The following is a 24,809-nucleotide window of genomic DNA, read 5'->3' as shown; positions in this document are numbered from 1 at the left end:
AACAGGGGAGAATCCGTGATTTCGAATCACGGATTCTCCCCTGTTTCGGGCCTGCTTGCTTCCTAGAATTCGTTGATAAACGGCCGCATTTTTAAACAGCATGTGTACGCCTGCCCGCCTGTCCCTCATCGGCGCGGTCCCCCTACACCTTAATTACCCCCTGCCGATACTCATTAGAGAATGCCGTCTTGAATTTATCCGTGATGACGGATGTATATAGGTTTGACGCGAGTATATCGTGATAGAGCATTTTCTGCCCGATTTCGGGGATATCATCTGTCTCATAAAGGCTGGTCAGCAGCGGCAGTGTTCCATTTTTGACTACGCTGCCCAGGATTCTTTCTCGGTCTTTGCGGTAACCCAGAAGACGGGCGTAGTAGTGATAGCCTCCCTCGATATATTCTTCCACACTGTCCTTTTTGATGCCCAGCATGATGTGAAGAAGGGCGCGGTTAATGCGGGTCTGGGTGATTTCTTTTGTCTTAAGCAGCTCGCAGAACTGTTTGTAGTTGAAAAAGTTGTTGAGCTGGTTGATGATACGGTTGGCAAGCTCCACGGATACGTCCATGTAACGGCTCAGGTCATTGGCCGTCTTATTCAGAAGTTTGTACTTCATGATAAGGGAAAAGTCATTCTGGTAGACCGGATATTTCACGCGGTGGTAGTCTTTTAACAGCTCAAGACAGCTGGAGGGCACCTGGTCTTCCAGCTCATTTAATATGTTGGAAAAAGGCGTGTTTTCGAACGTGCTGCCTACGGACCGGGTGCTGATAGCGGAGCTGGAGTAGGCCAGGAGGGAACGGATGGCGGATGCGGAGCTGTAGCTGGAATTTAGTTTCTTGTCGTGGTAGTTGGATTCCACTCTTTTGATGGTATATGGGCGGATCGGGCTGTTCAGCTTTTTGAGTGCTTTTAGGTATTCGACTCCGAGGATGTTGTTCGGATCGTTGAGCAGGAAGGTATAGTCCGTGCTGCCCATATAGGCGGCCAGGGCCTCCTGCCTGGCGGCAGGGAAAGTATGACCGTTCTTTAAACCGTTCTGAAGAAAGCTTTTGTATTCTTCCGGCTCCTCATATAAGATGTCCGCAATTTTCTGAAGCCCATCCAGATCATTACATTCGCTGCCGAAACAGATGGAGTCCACGATTCCCAAGCTGTCCAGAAAGGAGACGGCGCCCATGGCGAATAATTCGGCGCTTCCGGTGGAATAGCAGACAGGCAGCTCGAAGACCGCACCGGCGCCGCATTTTAAAGCCATCTCTGCGCGTATGTATTTGGGCATGATGGCCGGGGTACCTCTCTGGACGTAATCCCCGGTCATGATGGCAATGGCGGTGTCGGCGCCGGTGACTTCCTTCGCTTTTTCTATATGGTATTGATGTCCGTTGTGAAACGGATTGTATTCTGTGATTAAACCGACAATTTTCATAAGATTCTCCTTGTATATCAATTTATTAACCATTATACTATAAAATGACAGGATGTTATAGGCTGAAATGTGTTTATTAAGGTTGATTTCTGTTAAATATAAGTAAGTACAGAGATTTTTTAGAATAATGTAGCTGTTCATGGTTCAGAACAGATACGAATAAATCAGGACAAAAGAGGGTGTATGGCATGGAAAAAACGAAGATTGAAGAGCTTCTGGAACAGCGCAGATTTAAGGAATTGAAAGAAGAATTAGAAGCCATACATCCAGTCGATATCGTGGAGATGCTGGAGGATTTTGACAGAAAACAGGCGCTCCTTATTTTCCGGCTTCTGGCCAAGGAGGAGGCGGCAGAGGTCTTTACGGATATGAACAGCGATATGCGTGAGGATCTGATCAATGCCCTTACGGACTCCGAGCTGGAAGAAGTTATGGACGAGATGTATGTGGACGATACCGTGGATGTTCTGGAGGAGATGCCCGCCAATGTGGTGGACCGTCTGCTTATGGCCACGGATGAAGATACAAGGAAGAAGATCAATGTGCTGCTGCAGTATCCGGAGGACAGTGCGGGCAGTATCATGAATGTGGATTACATCAGCCTGAGAAAAGAGATGACGGTGGCGGATGCTATCCTGAAGATCCGCCAGGTCGGCATTAATAAGGAAACGATCTATACCTGCTATGTGACGGAGAAGAAGCGGCTGATCGGCGCGGTGGATGTCAAGGATCTGCTGACGGCCGGGGATACCTGGCTGATCGAGGAGATCATGGATGAGAATGTGCTTTGCGCCAAGACGCTGGACGACCAGGAGGATGTGGCCGTTACGATTAAGAAGTACGGATTGATAGCGATTCCCATCATAGACCACGAAAACTGTCTGGTCGGGATTGTTACGGTTGACGACGCGATGTTCGTCCTGCAGGATGAGACAACCGAGGATATCAGTATCATGGCCGGTGTCAGCCCGAATGAAGATTCTTATTTTGGAACTTCGGTGTTCCGGCATGCAAAGAACAGGAGTCTCTGGCTGATGCTTTTGATGCTTTCCGCCACGGTGACAGGGGAAATCCTCGGATTCTATGAGGAGGCGATGGCGGTGATGCCGGTTCTGATTACATTTATTCCCATGCTCATGGGGACGGGCGGTAACTGTGGATCCCAAAGTTCCACCCTGGTGATCCGCGGGCTGGCCGTGGGTGAGATACAGTTCAAAGACATTTTCCGCGTTATCTTTAAAGAGATCCGTGTGGCGCTTGTGGTCAGTGTTTTGCTGGCGGTAGTGAATGGTATCCGCATTTATATCATGTATGGACAGAACATCACACTGGCAATAGCGCTTGGTATCACGATGATGGCGGTCGTTGTCATGGCGAAATGCATCGGCTGCACGCTGCCTCTGCTGGCGAAGAAGCTTGGGCTGGATCCGGCGATCATGGCAGCACCTCTGATAACCACGATTCTCGATACATGCACAATTCTGGTTTATTTTAATATCGTTACTGCTATATTTCACCTGAATGCCTGATGCAGCGGCAAGAATTGGTTTCATATGGGATTGTATTTAAAAATACACATAGTATATACTTGTATACAAAAATTCTTTGGGTTATAATGGAAAGAGTGAGAAAAAATGAAAGGTGGCATTTAAATCATGGGATTTATTGACGAAATCAAGGCAAGAGCGAAAGCTGATAAGAAAACAATCGTACTTCCGGAGACGGAAGATGTCAGGACTTACCAGGCTGCGGAAGCAGTTTTGAAGGAGGGGACAGCCAATCTGATCCTCGTGGGCAGCAAAGAGGAAGTTGAGAAAAACGGGGCGGGATATGATATCTCCGGCGCTGTGGTTGTAGACCCTGCAACGAGTGAAAAGACAGCGGCTTACATTGCAAAATTAGTAGAACTCAGGCAGAAAAAGGGAATGACGGAAGATCAGGCCAAAGAACTGCTTCTGAATAATTACCTGTATTATGGCGTTATGATGGTGAAGATGGGGGATGCGGACGGCATGGTATCCGGCGCATGCCACTCAACGGCGGACACGCTTCGTCCATGTCTGCAGATTTTAAAGACCAAGCCGGGCACAAAGCTTGTTTCTGCATTTTTCCTGATGGTGGTACCGGACTGTGATATGGGAGCGGACGGAACATTTATCTTCGGGGATTCAGGACTGGAACAGAACCCGGATCCGGAGAAGCTTGCCAACATTGCGGTTTCATCCGCAGATTCTTTCCGTACGCTGACAGGGAAAGAACCGATTGTAGCCATGCTGTCACATTCCACAAAGGGAAGCGCAAAGCATGCGGATGTTGACAAAGTAGTAGAGGCAACAAAGATTGCAAAAGAACTGGCGCCGGAACTGAAGCTGGACGGAGAGTTACAGCTGGATGCAGCTATCGTGCCGTCAGTAGGGGAATCCAAGGCTCCGGGAAGCCCGGTTGCAGGACATGCCAACGTATTGATTTTCCCGGATCTGGATGCAGGGAACATCGGATATAAGCTAGTACAGAGGCTGGCGAAAGCAGAAGCTTACGGACCGCTTACACAGGGGATCGCGGCTCCTGTCAATGATTTGTCACGCGGATGCAGTGCCGAGGATATTGAGGGCGTTGTAGCGATCACGGCAGTGCAGGCTCAGGCACAATAAACCGTTGGTAACAGTTCAAGCTTAACCGGACTGTTAAAAAGTTGTATGTAAGAGAGGCGGAGAACGCCCCTTATATAGAAATTCAGGAGGATAATAAAATGAATGTATTAGTAATCAACTGCGGAAGTTCTTCTCTGAAATTCCAGTTAATCGACTCTGAATCAGAGAAGGTGCTGGCAAAAGGCCTCTGCGAGAGGATCGGAATCGACGGCAGCCTTACCTATCAGCCGGCGGGCGGAGAGAAAGTGAAGTCGGAAAAAGACATGCCTACCCATACAGAGGCAATCAAGTACGTGATCGACGCGTTGACGGATTCCGAGACAGGTGTTGTTAAGAGCCTGGACGAGATCGGTGCTGTAGGACACCGTATGGTACACGGAGGAGAGAAGTTTGCCTCTTCTGTAGTGATCACAGAAGAAGTTAAGAAGGCAGTAGAGGAGTGTAACGACCTGGCGCCGTTACATAACCCGGCAAACCTGATTGGCGTGAATGCATGTGAGGAGCTGATGCCGAATACTCCTATGGTTGGCGTATTCGATACGGCGTTCCACCAGACGATGCCTGAAAAAGCATATATGTACGGACTTCCTTATGCATATTATGACAAATATAAAGTAAGACGCTACGGCTTCCACGGGACAAGCCACAGCTTCGTATCCAAACGGGCAGCGGAGATTTCAGGTAAGCCTTATGACGCCGTGAAGACGATCGTCTGCCACCTTGGAAACGGCGCAAGCGTGTGTGCCGTATTAAACGGCAAATCCGTAGACACATCCATGGGACTGACCCCGCTGGAAGGGCTGGTTATGGGAACACGTTCCGGAGATATTGATCCGGCGATCATGGAATTTATAGCAAAGAAAGAAAATCTGGATATCGAAGGCCTGATGAAAGTCCTGAACAAGGATTCCGGCGTATACGGTCTGTCAGGGCTGTCCAGCGATTTCAGGGACCTGTCCTCTGCAGCTGCGGAAGGAAACAAACAGGCACAGATCGCCCTGAAGGTATTCTCATACAGAGTAGCCAAATATGTCGGAAGCTATGCAGCAGCTATGAACGGCGTGGATAACATCGTCTTCACAGCAGGAATCGGCGAGAACGACCACGAAGTACGCGAAGAGGTTTGCAGTTACCTGCAGTTCCTTGGCATAGAGCTTGACAAAGAAGCCAATGCCAAGAGAGGCGAGGAAGTGATGATCTCGACTCCAGACTCAAAAGTAAAAGTCTATGTAATACCGACGAACGAAGAGCTGGCAATCGCAAGAGAGACAGTTGCACTTGTAAAATAAGGCTGACGATAAAAAGAATGAGCGGATAGATCCCATGTCTGTCCGCTCATCTGATTTGTTAGAATATTCTGAAAACGGTGCGCAAAGGGGTCAGACCCCTATGAAGATCCCCTTTATTTTACATTTTTTAGTTGACAAACTTATTTTACATGATATAATAATCTAGGTATGAATAGGAGTAATGAAGATGTTAATTAGCCTATCAGACGTTCTGTCAGACCAGCATAAGACAGTTGAAGAAACAGTGCCTGTGGAATTGGAAGAACTGCAGTTGAAGACCGGTTTGTTTCCGGTGGTCAGCAAAAAACCTGTGCACGTTGTCGTTACACACGTAAAGAACAAGGAATTACAGATCAAGGCAGAGACGAAAGTTTCGGTTATGATACCATGTGACCGTTGCCTGGAGGATGTAAAGCAGGAGTTTGTACTGGATTTTATCAAGCGCGTGGATTTGAATGTTGCGGATGCCGATTTGCCGGAAGGATTAGATGAATCAAATTTCATTGACGGATATCATCTTGACGTGGACAAAATGCTCTTTAATGAGATATTGATAGGATGGCCGACGAAAGTTCTATGCAGCGAAGACTGTAAAGGCATTTGTAACGTTTGTGGTCAGAACCTAAATATGGGTACCTGTGACTGTGAAGATACGGGGCTTGACCCAAGAATGTCAGTTGTCCGTGATTTGTTTAAGAATTTTAAGGAGGTGTAACCTATGTCTATCTGTCCAAAGAATAAATCTTCAAAAGCTAGAAGAGATAAGAGAAGAGCTAATTGGAAGATGAGTGCTCCAAACCTTGTGAAGTGCAGCAAGTGCGGAGAACTTATGATGCCTCACAGAGTATGTAAGGCTTGCGGCTCTTACAACAAAAAAGAAATCATTTCTGTTGACTAAGTACAGAGAAGACAAGGCTTCCCGGGATTCCGGGAAGCCTTTTTTCATGGGTTTACACCAATTCTGTCACTATGGAGATATATAATCATGTGAACCAAACACGTGTGCGTGATGAAATGAATAAAATCGGAAACATTCAGTGAAAGAAGTGTCTTTTCTCTATATTCCTGTTATAATATAGAATATAGAAGGAAATTCTGTTTCAAGCAGGAAGGTGATAAAATGCCTGCAATAAAAGAAAAGGCTTTTGAATTAATTGAAAAGATGCCAGATGATAAAGTGGTATATATTGTAAATATTATGGAGAATTTAGATTCTCTTTTTAATGGAACGGAACCTGATGAAGAGAAAATGCAGGCTTATGAGAATTTGAAAAAGTACAGAAGACCTGCATGTACAAGTAACCTTTTAAAAATAAGTAGAAAGGGGTGCTGATGTGTGTAGGAAGTCTGAATTTAATATCATTATAGAGCAGATGAAAAAAATTTATGAAAAGGCATTTGGAGAAAATCTTGTAAGAATATTTTTATATGGTTCCTATGCCAGAGGTGATTATAACGAATTTTCAGATATAGATTTGGCAGCGATTGCCAAAGGAGACAGAATAACTCTGCAAAAGATTCTGGAAGAGGTATGGGATGAAGCGGCTGATTTGGGGCTTGAATATGACACAATTATTTCCCCTACAGTAATACCATTTGATGAGTTTGAGCGGTATAAGGAGATATTGCCATACTACCGTAATATTGAAGCGGAAGGGGTTGTTATCAGTGCTTAGTGACGATATAATCAATTTAGTAAAGTACCGTATTACTAATGCAGAAGAGAAAATGATATCAGCTAATTTATTATTAGAGGCGGGGCAGTTTAAAGACTCAATAGGCAGATCATACTACGCGATGTTTTCAGCAGTAAGAGCACTGTTAGCTTGTGATGGAGTAGATTACTCTAAACATTTAGGGGTAATTGCATATTTCCAGAAAAACTAAATTAAAGAGGGGATATTCAATAAGAAGTATTCCAAATATATACAGAATGCTTTTCAGGTGAGAAATACCAGTGAGTATGATGATTTTTACATCGTATCAAAAGAATCAGCATTAATACAATATGAAAGAGCTGAGGAGATGCTGATGGAAGTAAAAGAATATTTGAGAAAAAGCATAGGTATAATATTGCCTTCTTCGGATAACGAATGAATAGGCTTAGAATTAGGATATGTTCAAATGGTTTCGATGATGAGGGGCTAATAGATAGGAGGAAATTATGGCTATAGCGGCGAAAGACAGAAAAAAGGAATATGAAAAAGACCAGAATGAATTATTCGCAATGCTTGACAAAGGCATTGCTGATATGAGATCTGGCAGAACGATAGAACATGATGAAGCTATGAGGATTATCAGGGAGAAGCTAGCACAGTATGATGTATAAAATACGGGAAACTCAGGAAGCAGTAAAGGATGTGACTGATTTAGCCGTATACATGATAGAAAACTTTGAAAACCCTAAAGCATCACATGATTTTCTGGAGAGGTATGATAAGGAAATCCAACAGCTAAAAACATTTCCTTTTGGTTATCGCGGGATAAGCTTTGAGTATCAGGGAATGGAGATCAGGCTGAAACCTTATGCTACATACAATATCTTCTTTGTGGTTGACCAGGGTATACAGGAGATTATTATCTTAAGGGTTTTAAAGGACAGGCAGAATTGGAAAGCCATCCTGTCAGGGGAAACAGACTATAGGCTATAACATGCAGTCTCTTTTCTCATTTACATAGTTTACACCAATCTTTACACCAAATGACTGCTGTACTGACGAAGGCGGATACAATATGATAAAAAGAGAAAATGGGCGAAACCCTTGAATTTTCGCCGTTACAGCGCGTGATAATGTATTAGGTTGATGCACCTTCGCTTAAAACAAAAAAGAAATCATTTCTGTTGACTAAGTACAGAGAAGACAAGGCTTCCCGGGATTCCGGGAAGCCTTTTTTCATCTTATGGGAAAGTTCGCCTATAAGATAAAAAAGCCCTCCCGGCGGGATACGCATTGCGGCGTAAGCATTAGATGCCGCTATGCGACAGCAGCAGACGCGAGCATCGCTGGTGAAACTCTATTTTTGTATTACAGAAAAATGAAATAAGAAACGGTTAAAAGCCAGGTGCGGAAGATTGTTCTTGGCTTATTATGATGTATGTAGACAATTGCTGAATCATAAAGGTTTCAGGAGCATGTAAAAATATGGAAATATATAAGGAATAATTCAATGTAATAAGCAGATGATAAAATATTGAATTTTCTGTATAGTTACCGCAGGAAGGAGGGATTGGCTTGCTAATCACAGCAGATAAACGAGAAGGCCTGGCAGAGATATACAATCAGCTGGTTGATCTTGTGGGCATAGAAAATACGGAAGAGATCTATAAAAACATGAAGGGACAGCAAATAACCTTCCCCATGCGGCTTTACAGAACTGACTACATATCTAAAATAGTAAATGAACGGTATGACGGTAAAAATCTGAAGGCTCTGGCGAGAGAGTACGGATATACCGAAAGACACCTTAGAAACCTCTTAAATAAGAGACAAAGTTAAACATATCTATATGGAATGCAGGTCATTCAAAAAGTAAGTAAATAAATAATGGTAACAAGCAAGTCTTAAACAAAAGATTAAGGAGGCAGGAGGTTTCGATGGGATTAGTTTTCTCTATGATACTGATTTATGTGTTCGGCAGAGTAAAAATCTGTTCGATGCGTTTTATAGCAATACTGACACTCGGTACATTTTTATGGCCGCCGGGAACAGGGGGAATCCTGATATGGATTCTAATTAAGTGTTGTAAGTTCTTATATTAGTACATCGAAAAATAAGTAATTTACTGTTAAACTGACCGAAATTTTCGATGTACAAGGGGTGTTAAAAAGCGCGTATTTTAGGTATAATAACATAGAAGTAAAATCATAAATACAGAACCAGTACATCGTAAAATTAAGAAATATATGGGGCATGTCGTTTGATTTTCCAAGGGGAGGATGGAACGATCATTTTGACGGAGCCATATCTTTTACAGGATGAATAAAATCAGGGAGGTCGTATGATGGAACACCAAAAGCATGTTGTATGTGTTGGGCAGGCATTAGTTGACTGCATCACCAGAGGGATGGAAGAGAAGCCTTATAAGAAAAATGTATACCGGGCGGATTCAATCTCGTTAAATACAGGAGGTGATGCCTTAAACGAGTCCATTGTCCTATCCCATCTGGGGCACCAGGTCAGCCTGGTGTGCGCAGTGGGAGATGACCTGGCAGGCCACATCGTGCTTCATACGGCCAGGAGCAACGGGGTAGATGTATCCCATGCGGCGGTATCAGAAAGTATCACAACCCCGGTGGCTAACCTGATGGTACAAAAAAACGGGAGCCGGCAGTCCGCTAACAGCCCTGCAACCATGCTGACGGGATACGAGCCGGACGAACGTGCCTTTCGCGGGGCAGAGGCCGTATCATTTGCCAGTTTGTTCCGGGCGCCGCTGGACAAAAGAGAAAGTATTCTTCGGTTGATGAAGGCGGCCAAAGCCGAAGGCGCAGTCGTCTGTGCGGATACCAAAATGCCCACATACAGGGAGATTTTCAGGGAGGATCTCTTAGAAATCCTGCCTTACATAGACTATCTGTTCCCGAATGAAAACGAAGCCTCCTATTACTGTCGCATTATGACGGGGGAGGAGCAGAGAACCCTTGCCGGAATGGGCAGTGTCTTCCTTCAATATGGCGTGAAGAATGTGATCATAAAGACCGGAGAGAAAGGATGCACGGCAGTCAGCGGGAACGGGAGTTTTCAGATTCCCGCCAGAAAGGTTAAGGCAGTGGACTCCACAGGGGCCGGAGATAATTTTGTGGCCGGATTTATTCACGGGCTGCTGTGTGGGTGGGACTTAAGAAAATGCTGTGATTACGGCACACACTGCGCGGCTGTGTCCGTCCAGTATGTAGGGGCGGTAACCGGGATCAAACAGCAAAAAATGAACGGCAGCCGGACAAATACAATAAAATAGATCAATGAGTCAGTGGACATCTGGAAATCATAAAGGTATTTCCAGGTGTTTTCTTTTTAGTAAAAACAGAGAAATTTTCAAGTTATAAATAGCGAAAATATACAAAAATAAAGTGAAGAGCAAAAAGCGATTGACAATTAAATATACAGGTGATATTCTGAGAAAAAGAAAGTCCGTGCACGGGCACAATAACAAAGTTATCAGAATATTCATTTGAAAGGAGAAAGTATTATGAAAAAAACTCTTTGTATGCTGCTATGTATTGGTATGGCCGCGGCCATGTGTGCATGCAGTCCGGGGGAAAAGAAAGCGGAGGAAGCGCCCAAGAAAACAGAAGGAGAGAGCAAAGGTTTAATCGGGATTACCACATCAATGTACACCAACGAAGGTCTCACGATCATGTGTGACACAATTAAAGAGAAAGTAGAAGAAGAGGGCTATCAGGCAGTCATAAAGGATGCAAACCTGGATCAGGCCCAGCAGACAAAGGATGTAGAGGATTTCATAAGCCAGGGGGCCAAGCTGATTATTGTAGAGGCATGTGATTCCGTGGGCGTAAAATCTGCATTTGAATTGTGCAACAAGGCAGATATCCCTGTTCTGAGTGTGAACCAGGTATTGGGAGATGATCTGCTGGAACTTGTGGTGGGCTCCGTTACAAGTGACAATTATACGGCAGGATATGAAGTGGGACAGGAAGTAGCCAAAAAACTTGGCGGAAAAGGCAAGGTATGCATTCTGACCTACGATGTAGCATTTGTATGCAGGGAGAGAGGCGACGGCTTCAAGGCTGCCATGGCCGAAAATGAGGGGATCGAGGTACTGGAAGTCTTTGACGGTGTGTGTACGGAAGATGCCGCCATGAAAAAGACGGAAGACTGGCTGCAGCAGTACCCGGACGTTACGGCAATCTTTGGAAATAATTCGAACTGCGGAGTCGGGATTGCGGCGGCGGTCAGATCGGCCGGCAAGACGGATGATATTTTAGTTGCAAATGTAGATGGACTTTCAGGGGATATCAGAAACATGGAAGACGGGGCCCTGGATATCACAGCGGTATACCCGATGAAGGAACTGGCGGCAGAAGCAGCAGATAAGGCGGTTGAGGTCCTGGAAACCGGAAAATGCGGTGAGGATCCGCGCTTAAAATTCAGCCTTTGTACAATAGATGACCTGGATACATACAAAGAGTATTGGGGAATTGAGTAAATACAGGTGCGTAATATATACTTGCGGCAGCGCACACGATGTACTGGTACATCGTGTGCAGCCATAAAGGAGACATAGATGATGAATGAAGAAAACATTCTGCAGATGAAGGGCATCAATAAGAGCTTCGGCGGCGTGCAGGTATTGCATGATGTGGATTTTTCCATGCACGCAGGGGAAGTGAGGGCGCTCGCGGGAGAAAATGGCGCGGGAAAGTCTACTTTAATGAAGATACTGGGAGGGATCTATGACTGTGATACAGGTGAGGTGATCATCGACGGTGTGCCAATTGGCCTGGGTTCTGTCGAAGAGGCGCAAAAACATGGTATAGCAGTCATTCATCAGGAAATCGTGCTTGTGCAGGATATGACAGTCGGTGAAAATATTTTTTTGGGAAGAGAGTTTCAGACAAAAGCAGGCTTTGTGGACTATCATCAGATGTACAAGAAAGCGGCGGAAATATTGGAAAGGATCGGCCTCTCAACCCTGAAGCCGGATACAATAGTCAGAGAACTCAGCATATCACAGAAGCAGATGGTGGAGATTGCGAAAGCACTTTCCACTGATGCCAGGATTATCGTTATGGACGAGCCGACTTCATCGCTGACCGACAGAGAAGTGGAATTTTTGTTTGGACAAATAAAATCACTGAGTGAAAAAGGGGTATCGATTATCTACATATCCCACAAGATGGACGAAATCAATCAGATTGCGGACAGTATCACGATCATGCGGGATGGCCGCCATATTGTAACAGCTCCTATCAGAGAGATCAGCTATGAGCAGATCATCCAGAATATGGTGGGGCATAAAATAGAAGACTATTACCCTGATTATGATGTGACATTGGGAAAAGAAGTGCTCAGGGTTGAAAATTTGACAACGGAAAAGGTAGAAAATATTAATTTTTCACTTTTTGAAGGGGAAATTCTTGGGATAACAGGTCTCATGGGGGCAGGAAGGACAGAGCTTGCAAAAGCTTTGTTTGGCTTAGACGAAGTTCAGGCCGGCAGTATCTATCTGGAGGGTGAAAAATGTATCATAAAATCACCGCGGGAAGCAATCCAAAAGAAGATAGCGCTTGTCCCGGAAGACAGAAAAGAAAACGGCCTGTTTTTGGAAAATTCAATTTCCTTTAATATGACAGTCACAGTAATGGATGAATTTATAAAGGGAATCTCCGTAGACGCCAAAAAGGAGCAGCAGATCTTAGATGAATATGTAAACCAGCTTGAAATAAAGATGGCGGATACCGAGCAGCTTGCGGTTGAACTCAGCGGAGGAAACCAGCAAAAGGTAGTAATATCGAAATGGCTGGCGTCGAACCCGAAGATCTTAATCCTGGACGAACCGACCAGGGGGGTAGATGTAGGCGCAAAGTCAGATATATACCATTTAATCTGTCAGATTGCAGAGCGGGGCGTGGCAATCATCTTAATCTCTTCGGAGCTGCCCGAGGTTATGAATATGAGCTCCAGAATCGGTGTCATGTGTGAGGGAAAACTGGTCAGGTTTTTTCATCCGAAGAAGGAAGAAGTCACCCAGGAACAGATCATGCATTATGCAACAGGAGGATATGAACATGAAATTTATCACCAATAAAAGCCCGGTCAGTCAGAGCCTTAGTAAATTTTTGAAGCGCAACTTTATGATATTAATCGCGCTGCTGCTGATTGTACTGGCTCTTTCGGTTTTCACAGATACATTTTTAACAGCCGATAATATTTTGTCCGTTACACGGCAGATCAGCGTGGATTCCGTGCTGGCGTTTGGAATGGCAATGGTATTGATTATCGGATGCATTGACCTGTCCGTAGGCAGCGTTCTTGCCCTGAGCGGCTGTGTCTGCGTTTCTATGATTGAAAGCGGCATCCCTACGGCTGCGGCAGTTATCATTACGCTGGTATTCGGGGCCTTCTGCGGGATCATCAATGGCCTGCTTGCAACATTTACAACCATTCCGAGTTTTATTATAACCCTTGCCACGCAGCAGTGCTTCAGAGGCGCGGCATATCTTATGACAAACGGAAAATCAATCATGTGCTATGATGAGACGTTCAGTGCGATCGGGACCGGATATATAGGACCTGTCCCAATTTTGGGGATCGTCATTATTGTATGCCTTGTATTTACCAGCATCCTGCTTAATAAGACAAAATTCGGAAGAGGCATGTATGCAATAGGAGGGAACAGAAGCGCGGCTGTATATGCAGGAATCAAGGTGAAAAAAATAACCGCCAGCGTCTTTATATTTACCGGCATCATGAGCGCAATGGCTGGCATTATGCTGGCATCGAGAGTGTATTCGGCGCAGCCTGCATCCGGTGCGGGATATGAATGCAATGCGATTGCGGCAGCGGTTTTAGGCGGCGTCAGCTTTAACGGGGGAATTGGAACGGCAGGAGGCGTGATGATCGGCGTGCTGATTATCGGGTTTATGAATAATGGACTGAATATGCTGCATGTCACCTCCTACTGGCAGATTATTGTAAAAGGACTTCTTATATTATTGGCAGTGTATCTGGATACTCTGAGGAATAACAAGCGATTACATATTAAGAAAAGGGGATAGGCATGTATACAGAAATAGAATTTATAAGACAGTATGAAAAATATTCCGTGCTGATGAAAGGAAACTGCGGGAAGGGGGAACCGGGGCTGGAAATATTTCTCGATTTTCCCGTGGTTATGCAGGACATTTCCGGCGCGAAAACAAAGCTTAGGTACGACCGTTATGAAAGTACAAAACAGGGATATCAGGCTGGGATAGAAGCCAGGGATTTATATGGAAACTGTTATACCATCACGGACGTATGGACGGCAGAGAAGGGCAGCTATAAACTGGAACGAAAAGTGTCCTGCAAAGAGGTAAAAGAGCAGACGGGGATCCGCCTGACTTCGGAATTCCGGTGCAGGGATTTAAAGGCAGCATCTTTTAACGACTATGAATTTATTATACCCGGGGCCCTGTATAACCATAATGATACGGACGGGGACGGGGTAGACGATTATCTGGGAACATTCAGCCAGGACTATAAGGACGACAGAAATCCGGCTCTTGCGGTCACAGCTTATGGAAAAAAAGGAAATTGGTCGGTATCTCTGATCAGAGGTGATTTACCGCAGGAGGATGAGACCATCACCCGGGAGCAGATCAAAGCCCGCCATTTTATTCATCATACGGATATAGGTTCTCTGGGAATCGCACCATCCCAGTATCGGACGCAGGAATTTATCCTGAGGTGTGATTATCCCTTCTATGAAAGAAATTCTTTCTGTCTCAATGTAGATGGTTCCGAGTGGTCGGCCTACAAAGAGATTGGAGAAAGCCAGGAATTTTCCATGACATATCTGCTCTGCATAGGGGAGGCAGAAAGCCTGACAGAGGCATCCTGGAATACGACACTTCTTCAGATGGACAGAATTTTGGATCAGGAGACAGCACTGCCCTTTACCTTAGAGGAGGCGCAGTATTACAGGCGTGAAATGATCCACAACAGCTTCCGGGAGTTCCCGGAAAAGAAGGGAGCGCCGGCGGGGTATTTCGTACATTTTTCTCCACGCAGCAATTATGGGGAACAAAATCTTCTGGAATATGGCTTCTGCGGGGCACAGACGCTCCTGAGCCTGGACATGCTGGCGGCGGCAAAGGACAATGGCTCCGGAGAATACAGGGAAAGGGCGCTTAAAACAGTCGATTATTTTGTGGATCACTGTATCGAGGAATCGGGACTGCCGAACGGGATTTACAATGTGGATAAGGAGGAGTATGTATACTGGTGGACGGGAATCCTGTTTCCGTTCCAGTACTCGGATGACAGGGAGGAACTGGAGGGGTATCTTGGCAGCCAGGTGGTAAGCTCTTTGATGGAAATCGCAGAGGAGCTGAAAAAGGTAAAGGGTAACTACTGCAGGTCTATGGTCGATTCCATGTACTATTTGCTGCGGTGCTATTTGTTCGAAAAGGAACAAGGAAATGAACATCCGAAATGGCTGGAAGCCGTAATCAAATTCTGCGATAAGCTGGTTGAGATACAAAATGAAGACGGTTCCTGGAACCGCGGATATTCGATGGAGGGAGCACCGCTTACAAATCCGCCGCAGTGGTTCGGGGCGTCCAAAAAGGAGCAGGGTTCCGGGGCAATCTTCCCGGCCCAGATTCTGACAGCACTGTATTCGCTTACAAAGTCGGAGAAGTACTTGAAGTCTGCCGAAAGAGCCGCGTATTTTGTGTACGGCAATTACGCTTCCCAGGTGGAATATATCGGCGGCCTCAACGATACGACACATAAAAAGTCGGTGAAAATAGACGCAGTCGGCGTGATGTTTGCCATGCGCACCATGCTGGTGGTGTACGAGCAGACAAAGGATGAGAAGCTTCTTACAGGGGCAAGGGATGCCGCCCGTATACTGGCAAGCTGGACTTACCTTTGGGACATCCCCTTCGATAAAAATACCCTCCTCGGAAAGCATGGGTTTAAAACGACAGGGTGGGCAGTATGCGATGTGATACCTGCGGGCAGTTACGTGGACTGTGAATTTGTAGAATTTATTCCGGAACTGCTGCGTATCGCCGGATACCTCAAGGACCGGGAACTGGCAGTATTGGCGAAAATCGTGACACGGGGGATGCAGCACGGCCTGTCCATGCCTCAGAATATGTACGGATATGCAATGCCGGGGGTACAGTGTGAGGGGTATATGACCTCCCTCTGGCTGGCGGATACGGAGTATAAGGGCTTTTCCGGCGCTGCAGCCAAGAACAAGGGGGATGATAACGATACCTGCAATGGACTGGTGAACGGGCAGGCGCTGTTGAACTTAGACTATTTATCACAGAAGTACCATACGATGGATTTTGACACAATCATAGAACAAACAGTGAAAGAAGGATAAAGAGTGTTCAGAACTATGAGCGGTTTCGACGGAGGTATATATGGCAGAAATAATTAAAAATCCGGTACTGAAAGGCTTCCATCCGGATCCCTGTATCTGTAGGGCGGGAGACGACTATTATATTGCAGTTTCGACGTTTCAGTGGTTTCCGGGGGTAGAAATCTATCACAGCAGAGATTTAGTACATTGGGAGTTTGCAGGCAGGCCTTTAAATGAAAAGAGACTTCTGGATATGACGGGAGTGCCTGACTCAGGCGGTGTATGGGCGCCGTGCCTGACATACGACGAGGGTATGTTCTATCTGATATATTCCAATGTAAAGACCTACCGGAATTACTATAAGGATGTGGACAATTTTCTGACATGCAGCAAGAGCATCTGCGGTCCATGGTCTGATCCTGTTTATCTGAACAGCAGTGGTTTTGATCCGTCCTTTTTTCATGATGACGACGGGAAAAAGTATCTGCTGAACCAGCGGTGGGATCATCGGGATAAATCAGCTTCATTTGATGGAATTGTTCTGCAGGAATACGACGAAGAGAAACAATGTCTGACAGGAGATCCGCAGAAGATATTCCAGGGAAGCAGTATTGGGCTGACGGAAGGGCCGCATCTGTATAAGATCAATGGAATGTACTATCTTTTCTGCGCCGAGGGCGGGACCTTCTATGAGCATGCAGTAACAGTTGCACGTGCAGGGAACATCGAAGGCCCTTACGAGCTCTCCCCCTATCATCCCTTGCTGACATCCTATGGACATCCGGAACTGGCGCTGCAGAAATGCGGGCATGGCAGCCTGGTCAGCACGCAGGATGGGGAATGGTATATGGCGCATCTGTGCGGACGGCCCAACGGGAACCAGAACCGGTGTATGTTAGGCAGAGAGACGGCAATTCAGAAGCTGGAAATGACGGAGGACGGCTGGTTCGTACTGGATCAGACATCAGGGCTGCCAAAGGAAGCGGTAACGGCTCCAAAACTGCCCGATTTTCCAGTACAGAAAAAGAGTGTAAAGAAGGTCTTTCCGGGCAGGCTCCCGGATGAATTCCAGACATTGCGCATCCCTTTGGACAGCAGGTGGATGGATTTTGACAGAGAAAAGCAGTCTCTGATCCTTTATGGGAAAGAGTCTATGGAATCACTGCATACGCAGAGCCTGGCTGGTATGAGGCGGGAACACTTTCACTTTACAGCTGAGACGAAGCTTAAGTTTGATCCGGTCCACTATCAGCAGGCAGCAGGCCTGGCGCTGTATTATGATACGACAAATTATTTTTATCTGAATCTGAGCTGGGACGAGGAAAAAGGGAGAGTCTTATCGGTGCTTGTCTGCGATCATGGAAAGATCAGGGTCAGCAAAGGCGAACGCCAGCCAGCCGGCAGTGCACAGGAACTATATCTGAGAATCGAAGTGAGAAACAGGGAGGCGCAGTTTTGCTGGTCGCCCGACGGGGAAAGGTATCAGAATATAGGGGAAATACTGGACGCTTCGCAGCTGTCGGATGATTATTATGATGAGGCAGTGCATGGACTTAGGTTCACGGGAACCTTTCTTGTTCTGTGCTGCCAGGACACTTCAGGGCGGCGCTGCAGGGCGGAATTTGAATATATGATTTATCAGCCGCTCGATGAGGAAGAGTGACGAAGAAAGAGGGAGTATTGTGTTTGCAGGCAATATTCCCTTTCATGATAAAAAGGAGGGAGTACCATGTTTATAGACTTGGAATTTATACGCCAATTTGAGGCCTATTCTCCTATGATATCCATATGGAAGACCAGAGAAGAGTCCAGTCCGGATATGAGAGTATTTGTGGACTTTCCTGTTGTGCTAAAGGATATCAAAGGGGCAAAGAAAAAAATCCGCTATGATGCCTGCGGTGTATATGAGGATGGTTTTTACGGAGAGGCACAGGCAGAAGACCGGTATGGCAATCAGTATAAGATCAGAGATATCTGGAAAATAGAAAACCAGTTGATCAGACTGGACAGAACGGCGGCATGTACCCGCTTTACCGAAGAAACAGGGATTCATCTGACCACAGAGTTTCGGGTCAGGGGCAGCAGGGAATCTTCTTTTGACGATTATCAATTCGTGATTCCGGGGGCCTTTTATAACAAAAATGATACAGACGGAGACGGCGAGGAGGATTACCTTGGGACTTACAGCCAGGATTACAAGGATGACAGAAACCCATCTATGTCCGTGACCGCATATGCACAAAAAAGCCAATGTTTTCTATCACTGCTCAGGGCAGATATCCCATGCAAAGACACGACAATTACCCGTCGGCAGATCCAGAAGCGTCATTTTATTCATGACACAGACATCGGATCCTTAGGGCTCGCCCCCTCGGAATACCATGTAGGAGAATGCATTCTGCGCTGTGATTACCCCTTTTATGAAAGAAATACATTCTGCCTGAACGTGGACGGCTCCGAATGGGCGGCTTATCAGGGGGTGGAAGAGGGAACAAAATTACAAATGTCCTATCTGCTGCAGGCGGGGGAAGCAGAGAGGCTTACGGATGCTTCATGGCAGACCACGTCCCTCCAGATCGACCGGCTTCTGCAGGAAGAGGTGCCTCTTCCATTTACCTTAGAGGAATCCATACAGTACAGGAGGGATATGGTCCTCAATAGTTTCCGGGAATTTCCGGATAAAAAGGGAAGACCGGCGGGTTACTTTATCCATTTTTCGCCCCGTCAGAGTTATGGGGAACAGAATCTGCTCGAATATGGGTTCTGTGGTGCGCAGACACTTCTTGCATATGACATGCTGTCGGCTGCATGGGAAAAAGGACAGCACGGTACAGAACGTTTTTTGCAATACAGAGAGAGTGCACGAAAGACATTGGACTATTTCGTAGAAAACTGCGTAGAGGAATCGGGGCTGCCGATCGGCCTCTATTCTGTAGATAAAGAAGAAATTGTCTACTGGTGGACGGGGATTCTGCTTCCTTTCCAATATTCCCATGACAGAAAAGAGCTGGAAGATTATCTCGGGAACCAGATTGTGGGGGCTTTGATGGATATCGCCGGGGAGCTTGCAAAGGTAGAGGGCAATTACTTCAGATCCATGACCGATACGATGTTCTATTTGATGAAATCATATCTGATCGAGAAAGAAAATGGACAGGGGCATCCGGAGTGGCTGCAGGCGGTTTTGAATTTCTGTGAAAGGCTCCTGAGGATACAGAATGCCAATGGTTCCTGGAATCGAGGATATACGATGGAAGGAGAGCCTTTGGCGCATCCGCAGGAGTGGTTTGGGCGGTCAGAAAAGGAACAGGGGTCAGGGGCGATATTTCCGATACCGCTTCTGGTAGAAGTGTACCGCTATACAAAGGAAGAAAAGTATCTGGAATCAGCCAGAAAGGCGGCCGGGTTTATCCTTCGCCAATATATCGGGGACACCACATATATTGGCGGCATTAACGATACCTCCCACAAAAAATCCGTAAAGATGGATGCCGCGAGTGTGATGTTTGTTATGAGAAGTATGCTCGCATTATATGAGCAGTGCGGCGATGCAGTATATCTTTCGGGTGCGGCAGATGCGGCCAGAATCCTTGCGGGCTGGACGTATTTGTGGGACATTCCCTTTGATGCGGATACGCTGCTCGGAAGGCATGGCTTTAGGACCACAGGCTGGGCGGGCTGTGACGTGATTCCGGCCGGCAGTTACGTAGACTGTTCCTTTGAAGAGGTTGTCCCGGAATTTCTAAGAATTGCAGAGTATTGCCATGACGGCAGGCTGGCAAGAGTGGCGGAGGCCGTGACGAGAGGGATGCAGCAGGGGCTGTCAACGCCCGCGGACATGTATGGATATGCCATGCCTGGTGTCCAGTGCGAGGGATATATGACCTCCCTTTGGCTGGCGGATACGGAGTATAAAGAATTTTCCGGCGCTGCCGCAAAGAATAAAGGAGATGATAACGATACCTGCAATGGTTTTGTAAACGGCATGACACTTCTGAACCTGGATTCCTTGAAAAGAAAATATGGGACCCTGGATTTCGGAAATATTTGTAAAAATCTGTATAATAAATAAACAAGATTGGCAGAATGCGTGGTATAATTCATTTTGAAGAAAATGAACTGTGTACTGACACATTGAGAGTTAGCCTAATATCGTAGAATATAAATGTGTCAGTACACTGGCCGGAAGAGGAATGAACTATGGTAACGATTAAAAAGATTGCAGAAATAGCAGGAGTATCCAGGGGAACCGTGGACCGGGTATTAAATAACCGGCCGGGAGTAAATGCAGAGACCTATCACAAGGTCAAGGAAATAGCAGACAAGTTAGGATATGAGCCCAATATGGCCGGGCAGATGCTGGCGGCCAGAAAGAAAAAAATCAGACTTGGATTCGTAGTATGTGATACTCCGGTGGATTTGTTTTTTGCGGATGTTTACCGGGCGGCAAGGAAAAAGGCAGAGGAGCTGAAGACCTTTGGTGTCACCGTCCATTTTTATCTGATCAAAGAATTGTCGGATCAGTTTATTGCGCCCCTTCTTCAGGAAGCAGAGGACGATGAACTGGATGGAATCGCATTAGTGCCTCTTAATATGGACTCCATCAGGCAATTTGTTCAAAAGATGAATAAGAAAAATATCCCAATGGTCTTTTTTAATCTGGATATGGAAGATGCCAGGAGGCTCTCTTACGTTGGATGCAATTACCATGATTCCGGAAAAGTTGCGGCCGGTCTGGTCGCGCTTGTGACCCGTGAAAAGGGGAAGATCGCCCTGGCAACCAGTTTTGACGAACAGTCGCCTTCCTTTCTCCAGAGGCTGGATGGGTTCATAGAGGAGCTGGATGAAGGATACCCGCAGATCGAGATTGTAAACAGGGATTCGAATATTGTCTTTCAAAAGGGAGAATATTCAAATGTACTTGAGGTCGTGAAAAAAAATGCAGATTTAGATGCGCTGTATATCATCAACCCGGGTGACTACAGCATATGTGAAGAAGTCGAAAAGCTGGATAAAGAAAGAAGAATCAAGATGATCACCAACGACGTAATCAATAAGCAGAAACCCTTTATGGACAGAGGGGTCATAGCCGCAACCATTGGGCAGCAGCCGGAAAAACAGGGTGCACTGCCGCTGCAGATTTTGTATGATTATATCGGGCTGGGGATAGAACCGTCGGAACAATATTTAACAGAGCTCTCCATCCATATCAGACAAAATATATCGTGGAAGCGGGAGGGATAGGATGGGGGGGACGCTTACCGGCAGCCGTGACGTGCTGAGAAAAGCCCCTGTCCTGTTGGAAATACAGGCCGCTGCGTCAAGCAGCAGTAAGTGGAAATCCGCAGAATCAGCCGGAACCGAACACATTCACCGCTTAATCTGATGATTAAGCGGCTCAGGTGTTCTGAAAAGCTGCTTTGGTGAGCAGCTTTTCTCCGGCTGATTCTGCGGATTTCCACTAACTGCTGCTAGGCTCGCTGGAAGCATTTCCAACAGGACAGGGGCTTTTCTCAGCACGTCACGGCTGTCGGTAAGTTGGTGCTTCCAAGCGGCAGGTAAGGGGGTGCGCTCCGGGGGAGCTTGGACCGTGGCGGCGTATGGGGATGACTTTATGGGGGGATTAGGAGGAGTTTGGCTGTGAATGAAGTTGGAAGGGAGATTGAGTATGGAGATGACACGAGTTATTGTTTTGCCTTATGATGCTAAGTGGAAAACGGATTTTGAAAATATCAGGAAGGAAATTGTAGATGCTGTTGGCGGTTTGATTATTGGCATTGAACATGTTGGCAGCACTTCAGTGGAAGGGCTTTCTGCTAACCCCTGTATTGATATTGATGTGATGATCAAGGATTATTCGGTTTTTCATGTTGTTGTCAGCAGATTAGAAACAATCGGCTATATCCATGAAGGCGATCTTGGAATAAAAGACAGAGAAGCTTTTCGATATTGGGATAAACCACATCTGCAAACCCACCATTTATATGTGTGTCCGCAAACATCCGAAGAATTATACCGTCATATCACATTTAGAGATTTTCTCAGACGGAATCCGGATGCAGCAAAAAAGTATGGCAAGATCAAAGAAAAAGCCGCCCAATTATTCCCGTATGATATGGACCAATATATAGCATACAAATCTCCTTGCATAAAGGAGCTATATGCAAGGTGTGGCTTAAAATAATTTCAGCCAACCCCCATCCACTGCACCCATCCGGGTCTGGTACGCCGACCATTGGGAGCGTCCCCCTCCGACCACAAAAGCAGCGAATCCCCTCACAACTATTTCCAATTTCTTGTTGATTTTTAGATTGATGTCTAGTAGAATTAATGCAGTAGCGTTAGGAGGAAAGAAAATGTCTGATATTACAAGAATCGCGTTAGATGCCATGGGCGGGGACAATGCCCCCGGCGAGATGATTAAGGGCGCGGTAGAGGCTGTCCGGCAGAGGAAAGATATTAAGGTTCTGCTTACGGGACAGGAGGTACTGCTTAGGAAGACGTTATCAGAATATACTTACCCGACAGATCAGATTGAGATTGTGAATGCAACAGAGGTTATTGAGACTGCAGAACCACCGGTTATGGCGATTCGCAGGAAGAAAGACTCTTCCATTGTAGTAGCCATGAATCTGGTGAAAAAGGGCGAGGCAGATGCATTTGTATCTGCGGGAAGTTCTGGTGCGGTACTGGTCGGAGGCCAGGTGATTGTAGGTCGCATAAAGGGCGTGGAGAGACCCCCTTTGGCTCCGCTGATCCCGACTGCAAAGGGCGTATCACTGCTGATAGACTGCGGGGCCAATGTGGATGCAAGGCCGTCGCATCTTGTCCAGTTTGCTAAGATGGGATCCATCTATATGGAGAATATTATCGGAAAGAAGAACCCCACCGTCGGCATTGTGAATATCGGGGCAGAGGAAGAAAAAGGGAATGCTCTTGTGAAAGAGACCTTTCCGCTGCTCAAGGAATGCAGGGATATTAATTTTGTGGGGAGCGTAGAGGCAAGGGATATACCGGCGGGAGCTGTGGATGTAGTCGTCTGCGAGGCATTTGTGGGCAACGTGATCCTGAAGCTCTTTGAAGGCGTAGGCGGAACTCTGATCAGCAAGATTAAGGGAAGTATGATGACCTCACTGCGGACAAAGATAGGCGCGCTTCTGGTCAAACCGGCGCTCAAATCCACACTGAAAGACTTTGATGCCAGCGAATACGGCGGAGCGCCGCTGCTGGGATTAAACGGACTAGTTGTCAAGACACATGGAAGCTCTACTTCAAAAGAAGTATGTAATTCAATTATTCAATGCGTCACATTTAAGGAGCAGCAGATCAATGAGAAGATAAAGGCTGCCATCCAGGCGCAGGAAGAAAAAACGACAAATTAATGTAACGAAGAAAGGGAAGAGGACTATGGAATTTGAAAAATTACAGGAAATTATTGCAGACGTATTAAATGTTTCTACTGAGGATATTACGATGGAAACAACATTTGTAGATGATTTAGGGGCAGATTCATTGGACATTTTCCAGATAATCATGGGTATTGAGGAAGAATTCGACATTGAGATTGACAACGATGAGGCAGAGAAGATTACAACAGTGGGAGATGCTGTTGAGCAGATTAGAAAGGCTGTAGAATAAGTGGTAACAGATGAAAAAGCCCCTATGGGCTTTTTCATTTTAACTGAAAGGTGAAAAATATGAAAGATAGTTTAAAAGAACTGGAGAGTAAGATCGGTTATAAGTTCCGGGATTTTTCTCTGCTGCGCCGGGCCATGATGCACAGTTCCTATACGAACGAGAAGCATCTTGAGAAGTACCACTGCAATGAACGCCTGGAGTTCCTTGGAGATGCGGTGCTTGAACTGGTTTCCAGCGAATATCTGTTCCTGGAATCTCCGAAGGTGTCGGAGGGGGAACTGACAAAGACAAGGGCCAGCATGGTATGTGAGCCGTCCCTGGCTTTCTGTGCAAGGGATATAGACCTGGGCTCCTATCTGCTGCTTGGCAAGGGAGAAGAGGCAACCGGCGGAAGGCACCGGGATTCCATCACATCGGACGCACTGGAAGCCCTGATCGGGGCGATTTACCTGGACGGTGGTTTTACTAATGCAAAAGAGTTTATTCATCGGTTTATACTGACGGATTTAGAAGATAAAAAGCTCTTTTTCGATAGCAAGACTATTTTGCAGGAGATTGTGCAGGCAAGAATGGCGGGGAGTATTTCGTACCGCCTGATCAAGGAAGAAGGGCCTGATCACAATAAGGCTTTTTTCGTGGAGGTCATGATTGAGGAAAATGGCTACGGCATAGGAAAGGGAAGAACCAAAAAGGCCGCGGAACAGGAAGCTGCATATAAAGCAATACTAGCATTGAGAAAAGAAAAATAGAGCAGGTGTT

General features: G+C 46.1%; 26 protein-coding genes. 25 read left to right on the top strand and 1 reads right to left on the bottom strand.

The features are described from left to right. Positions 1 to 142: 142 nt before the first annotated feature. Complete coding sequence (locus tag ARB69_RS04315) at positions 143 to 1,429, bottom strand: nucleotidyltransferase (RefSeq protein WP_055151335.1); 1,287 nt, start codon at positions 1,427 to 1,429, stop codon at positions 143 to 145. 188 nt (positions 1,430 to 1,617) lie between these two features. Between ARB69_RS04315 and mgtE the strand changes: the two genes are divergently transcribed. From mgtE to rnc, 25 genes are all read left to right on the top strand, one after another. Then, positions 1,618 to 2,958 (top strand): magnesium transporter, encoded by a 1,341-nt coding sequence (gene mgtE / locus ARB69_RS04310; protein ID WP_050642502.1) that lies wholly within the window; start codon positions 1,618 to 1,620, stop codon positions 2,956 to 2,958. A 126-nt stretch (positions 2,959 to 3,084) separates the two neighbouring features. Next, a complete protein-coding gene (gene pta / locus ARB69_RS04305) occupies positions 3,085 to 4,080 on the top strand; it encodes a phosphate acetyltransferase (protein ID WP_050642501.1) in 996 nt (331 codons plus the stop codon). Positions 4,081 to 4,178: 98 nt separating this feature from the next. Next, positions 4,179 to 5,369: an acetate/propionate family kinase gene (locus ARB69_RS04300; protein ID WP_050642500.1), complete on the top strand. Its 1,191-nt coding sequence runs from the start codon at positions 4,179 to 4,181 to the stop codon at positions 5,367 to 5,369. A gap of 187 nt (positions 5,370 to 5,556) precedes the next feature. Then, complete coding sequence (locus tag ARB69_RS04295; RefSeq protein ID WP_055151332.1) at positions 5,557 to 6,084, top strand: YceD family protein; 528 nt, start codon at positions 5,557 to 5,559, stop codon at positions 6,082 to 6,084. Positions 6,085 to 6,087: 3 nt separating this feature from the next. Beyond that, positions 6,088 to 6,267, top strand: coding sequence for a 50S ribosomal protein L32 (rpmF, locus tag ARB69_RS04290; RefSeq protein WP_004068723.1), 180 nt, complete (start codon positions 6,088 to 6,090; stop codon positions 6,265 to 6,267). A gap of 222 nt (positions 6,268 to 6,489) precedes the next feature. After that, positions 6,490 to 6,702, top strand: a complete 213-nt coding sequence (locus ARB69_RS04285) for a hypothetical protein (RefSeq protein ID WP_050642498.1) — start codon at positions 6,490 to 6,492, stop codon at positions 6,700 to 6,702. A 1-nt stretch (position 6,703) separates the two neighbouring features. After that, complete coding sequence (locus ARB69_RS04280; protein WP_055151329.1) at positions 6,704 to 7,045, top strand: nucleotidyltransferase domain-containing protein; 342 nt, start codon at positions 6,704 to 6,706, stop codon at positions 7,043 to 7,045. After that, positions 6,969 to 7,256 carry a HEPN domain-containing protein gene (locus tag ARB69_RS28210; protein ID WP_278312359.1) on the top strand — a complete coding sequence of 96 codons (288 nt, stop codon included), beginning with the start codon at positions 6,969 to 6,971 and terminating at the stop codon, positions 7,254 to 7,256. The genes ARB69_RS04280 and ARB69_RS28210 overlap by 77 nt, the downstream gene beginning before the upstream one ends. A gap of 57 nt (positions 7,257 to 7,313) precedes the next feature. Continuing rightward, complete coding sequence (locus ARB69_RS27590; protein WP_242843904.1) at positions 7,314 to 7,466, top strand: hypothetical protein; 153 nt, start codon at positions 7,314 to 7,316, stop codon at positions 7,464 to 7,466. A gap of 67 nt (positions 7,467 to 7,533) precedes the next feature. Next, on the top strand, positions 7,534 to 7,698 hold the full coding sequence (locus tag ARB69_RS27085; protein WP_167702481.1) for a hypothetical protein: 165 nt from the start codon (positions 7,534 to 7,536) through the stop codon (positions 7,696 to 7,698). After that, positions 7,688 to 8,020 (top strand): type II toxin-antitoxin system RelE/ParE family toxin, encoded by a 333-nt coding sequence (locus ARB69_RS04270; RefSeq protein WP_055151325.1) that lies wholly within the window; start codon positions 7,688 to 7,690, stop codon positions 8,018 to 8,020. The genes ARB69_RS27085 and ARB69_RS04270 overlap by 11 nt, the downstream gene beginning before the upstream one ends. Before the next feature lie 582 nt (positions 8,021 to 8,602). Next, a complete protein-coding gene (locus ARB69_RS04265; RefSeq protein ID WP_050642495.1) occupies positions 8,603 to 8,866 on the top strand; it encodes a Mor transcription activator family protein in 264 nt (87 codons plus the stop codon). Positions 8,867 to 8,964: 98 nt separating this feature from the next. Next, a complete protein-coding gene (locus tag ARB69_RS26595) occupies positions 8,965 to 9,129 on the top strand; it encodes a hypothetical protein (protein ID WP_154253325.1) in 165 nt (54 codons plus the stop codon). Between the two features lie 239 nt (positions 9,130 to 9,368). Next, positions 9,369 to 10,328 carry a carbohydrate kinase family protein gene (locus ARB69_RS04260; RefSeq protein ID WP_083487013.1) on the top strand — a complete coding sequence of 320 codons (960 nt, stop codon included), beginning with the start codon at positions 9,369 to 9,371 and terminating at the stop codon, positions 10,326 to 10,328. 231 nt (positions 10,329 to 10,559) lie between these two features. Continuing rightward, positions 10,560 to 11,537, top strand: coding sequence for a sugar ABC transporter substrate-binding protein (locus ARB69_RS04255; RefSeq protein ID WP_055151319.1), 978 nt, complete (start codon positions 10,560 to 10,562; stop codon positions 11,535 to 11,537). Between the two features lie 78 nt (positions 11,538 to 11,615). Next, positions 11,616 to 13,139 carry a sugar ABC transporter ATP-binding protein gene (locus tag ARB69_RS04250; RefSeq protein WP_242857523.1) on the top strand — a complete coding sequence of 508 codons (1,524 nt, stop codon included), beginning with the start codon at positions 11,616 to 11,618 and terminating at the stop codon, positions 13,137 to 13,139. Continuing rightward, complete coding sequence (locus ARB69_RS04245) at positions 13,120 to 14,109, top strand: ABC transporter permease (RefSeq protein WP_050642491.1); 990 nt, start codon at positions 13,120 to 13,122, stop codon at positions 14,107 to 14,109. Before ARB69_RS04250 ends, ARB69_RS04245 begins: the two co-directional genes overlap by 20 nt. A gap of 2 nt (positions 14,110 to 14,111) precedes the next feature. After that, a complete protein-coding gene (locus tag ARB69_RS04240) occupies positions 14,112 to 16,433 on the top strand; it encodes a hypothetical protein (protein ID WP_055151313.1) in 2,322 nt (773 codons plus the stop codon). 40 nt (positions 16,434 to 16,473) lie between these two features. After that, positions 16,474 to 18,075 carry a glycoside hydrolase family 43 protein gene (locus ARB69_RS04235; RefSeq protein ID WP_050642489.1) on the top strand — a complete coding sequence of 534 codons (1,602 nt, stop codon included), beginning with the start codon at positions 16,474 to 16,476 and terminating at the stop codon, positions 18,073 to 18,075. A 66-nt stretch (positions 18,076 to 18,141) separates the two neighbouring features. Beyond that, positions 18,142 to 20,484, top strand: coding sequence for a hypothetical protein (locus ARB69_RS04230; RefSeq protein ID WP_055151310.1), 2,343 nt, complete (start codon positions 18,142 to 18,144; stop codon positions 20,482 to 20,484). Between the two features lie 128 nt (positions 20,485 to 20,612). After that, complete coding sequence (locus ARB69_RS04225; RefSeq protein WP_055151308.1) at positions 20,613 to 21,656, top strand: LacI family DNA-binding transcriptional regulator; 1,044 nt, start codon at positions 20,613 to 20,615, stop codon at positions 21,654 to 21,656. Between the two features lie 424 nt (positions 21,657 to 22,080). Continuing rightward, a complete protein-coding gene (locus ARB69_RS04220; protein ID WP_055151347.1) occupies positions 22,081 to 22,596 on the top strand; it encodes a GrpB family protein in 516 nt (171 codons plus the stop codon). Positions 22,597 to 22,768: 172 nt separating this feature from the next. Further along, on the top strand, positions 22,769 to 23,794 hold the full coding sequence (gene plsX / locus ARB69_RS04210) for a phosphate acyltransferase PlsX (protein ID WP_055151302.1): 1,026 nt from the start codon (positions 22,769 to 22,771) through the stop codon (positions 23,792 to 23,794). 25 nt (positions 23,795 to 23,819) lie between these two features. Further along, positions 23,820 to 24,050, top strand: coding sequence for an acyl carrier protein (acpP, locus tag ARB69_RS04205; RefSeq protein WP_025657667.1), 231 nt, complete (start codon positions 23,820 to 23,822; stop codon positions 24,048 to 24,050). Between the two features lie 59 nt (positions 24,051 to 24,109). After that, positions 24,110 to 24,799 (top strand): ribonuclease III, encoded by a 690-nt coding sequence (gene rnc, locus ARB69_RS04200; RefSeq protein WP_050642484.1) that lies wholly within the window; start codon positions 24,110 to 24,112, stop codon positions 24,797 to 24,799. Positions 24,800 to 24,809: the final 10 nt, after the last annotated feature.

Source organism: Faecalicatena contorta, from assembly GCF_001404335.1.
Taxonomy (GTDB): Bacteria; Bacillota; Clostridia; order Lachnospirales; family Lachnospiraceae; genus Faecalicatena; species Faecalicatena contortus_B.
This window is presented reverse-complemented; position numbering and strand designations above follow the sequence as displayed.

Coding starts and splice junctions, on each gene's coding strand:
- ARB69_RS04315 (WP_055151335.1), bottom strand. CDS start 1,429: ATGAAAATTGTCGGTTTAATCACAGAATACAATCCGTTTCACAACGGA.
- mgtE (WP_050642502.1), top strand. CDS start 1,618: ATGGAAAAAACGAAGATTGAAGAGCTTCTGGAACAGCGCAGATTTAAG.
- pta (WP_050642501.1), top strand. CDS start 3,085: ATGGGATTTATTGACGAAATCAAGGCAAGAGCGAAAGCTGATAAGAAA.
- ARB69_RS04300 (WP_050642500.1), top strand. CDS start 4,179: ATGAATGTATTAGTAATCAACTGCGGAAGTTCTTCTCTGAAATTCCAG.
- ARB69_RS04295 (WP_055151332.1), top strand. CDS start 5,557: ATGTTAATTAGCCTATCAGACGTTCTGTCAGACCAGCATAAGACAGTT.
- rpmF (WP_004068723.1), top strand. CDS start 6,088: ATGTCTATCTGTCCAAAGAATAAATCTTCAAAAGCTAGAAGAGATAAG.
- ARB69_RS04285 (WP_050642498.1), top strand. CDS start 6,490: ATGCCTGCAATAAAAGAAAAGGCTTTTGAATTAATTGAAAAGATGCCA.
- ARB69_RS28210 (WP_278312359.1), top strand. CDS start 6,969: ATGAGTTTGAGCGGTATAAGGAGATATTGCCATACTACCGTAATATTG.
- ARB69_RS27085 (WP_167702481.1), top strand. CDS start 7,534: ATGGCTATAGCGGCGAAAGACAGAAAAAAGGAATATGAAAAAGACCAG.
- ARB69_RS04270 (WP_055151325.1), top strand. CDS start 7,688: ATGATGTATAAAATACGGGAAACTCAGGAAGCAGTAAAGGATGTGACT.
- ARB69_RS26595 (WP_154253325.1), top strand. CDS start 8,965: ATGGGATTAGTTTTCTCTATGATACTGATTTATGTGTTCGGCAGAGTA.
- ARB69_RS04260 (WP_083487013.1), top strand. CDS start 9,369: ATGATGGAACACCAAAAGCATGTTGTATGTGTTGGGCAGGCATTAGTT.
- ARB69_RS04255 (WP_055151319.1), top strand. CDS start 10,560: ATGAAAAAAACTCTTTGTATGCTGCTATGTATTGGTATGGCCGCGGCC.
- ARB69_RS04250 (WP_242857523.1), top strand. CDS start 11,616: ATGATGAATGAAGAAAACATTCTGCAGATGAAGGGCATCAATAAGAGC.
- ARB69_RS04245 (WP_050642491.1), top strand. CDS start 13,120: ATGAAATTTATCACCAATAAAAGCCCGGTCAGTCAGAGCCTTAGTAAA.
- ARB69_RS04240 (WP_055151313.1), top strand. CDS start 14,112: ATGTATACAGAAATAGAATTTATAAGACAGTATGAAAAATATTCCGTG.
- ARB69_RS04235 (WP_050642489.1), top strand. CDS start 16,474: ATGGCAGAAATAATTAAAAATCCGGTACTGAAAGGCTTCCATCCGGAT.
- ARB69_RS04230 (WP_055151310.1), top strand. CDS start 18,142: ATGTTTATAGACTTGGAATTTATACGCCAATTTGAGGCCTATTCTCCT.
- ARB69_RS04225 (WP_055151308.1), top strand. CDS start 20,613: ATGGTAACGATTAAAAAGATTGCAGAAATAGCAGGAGTATCCAGGGGA.
- ARB69_RS04220 (WP_055151347.1), top strand. CDS start 22,081: ATGGAGATGACACGAGTTATTGTTTTGCCTTATGATGCTAAGTGGAAA.
- plsX (WP_055151302.1), top strand. CDS start 22,769: ATGTCTGATATTACAAGAATCGCGTTAGATGCCATGGGCGGGGACAAT.
- acpP (WP_025657667.1), top strand. CDS start 23,820: ATGGAATTTGAAAAATTACAGGAAATTATTGCAGACGTATTAAATGTT.
- rnc (WP_050642484.1), top strand. CDS start 24,110: ATGAAAGATAGTTTAAAAGAACTGGAGAGTAAGATCGGTTATAAGTTC.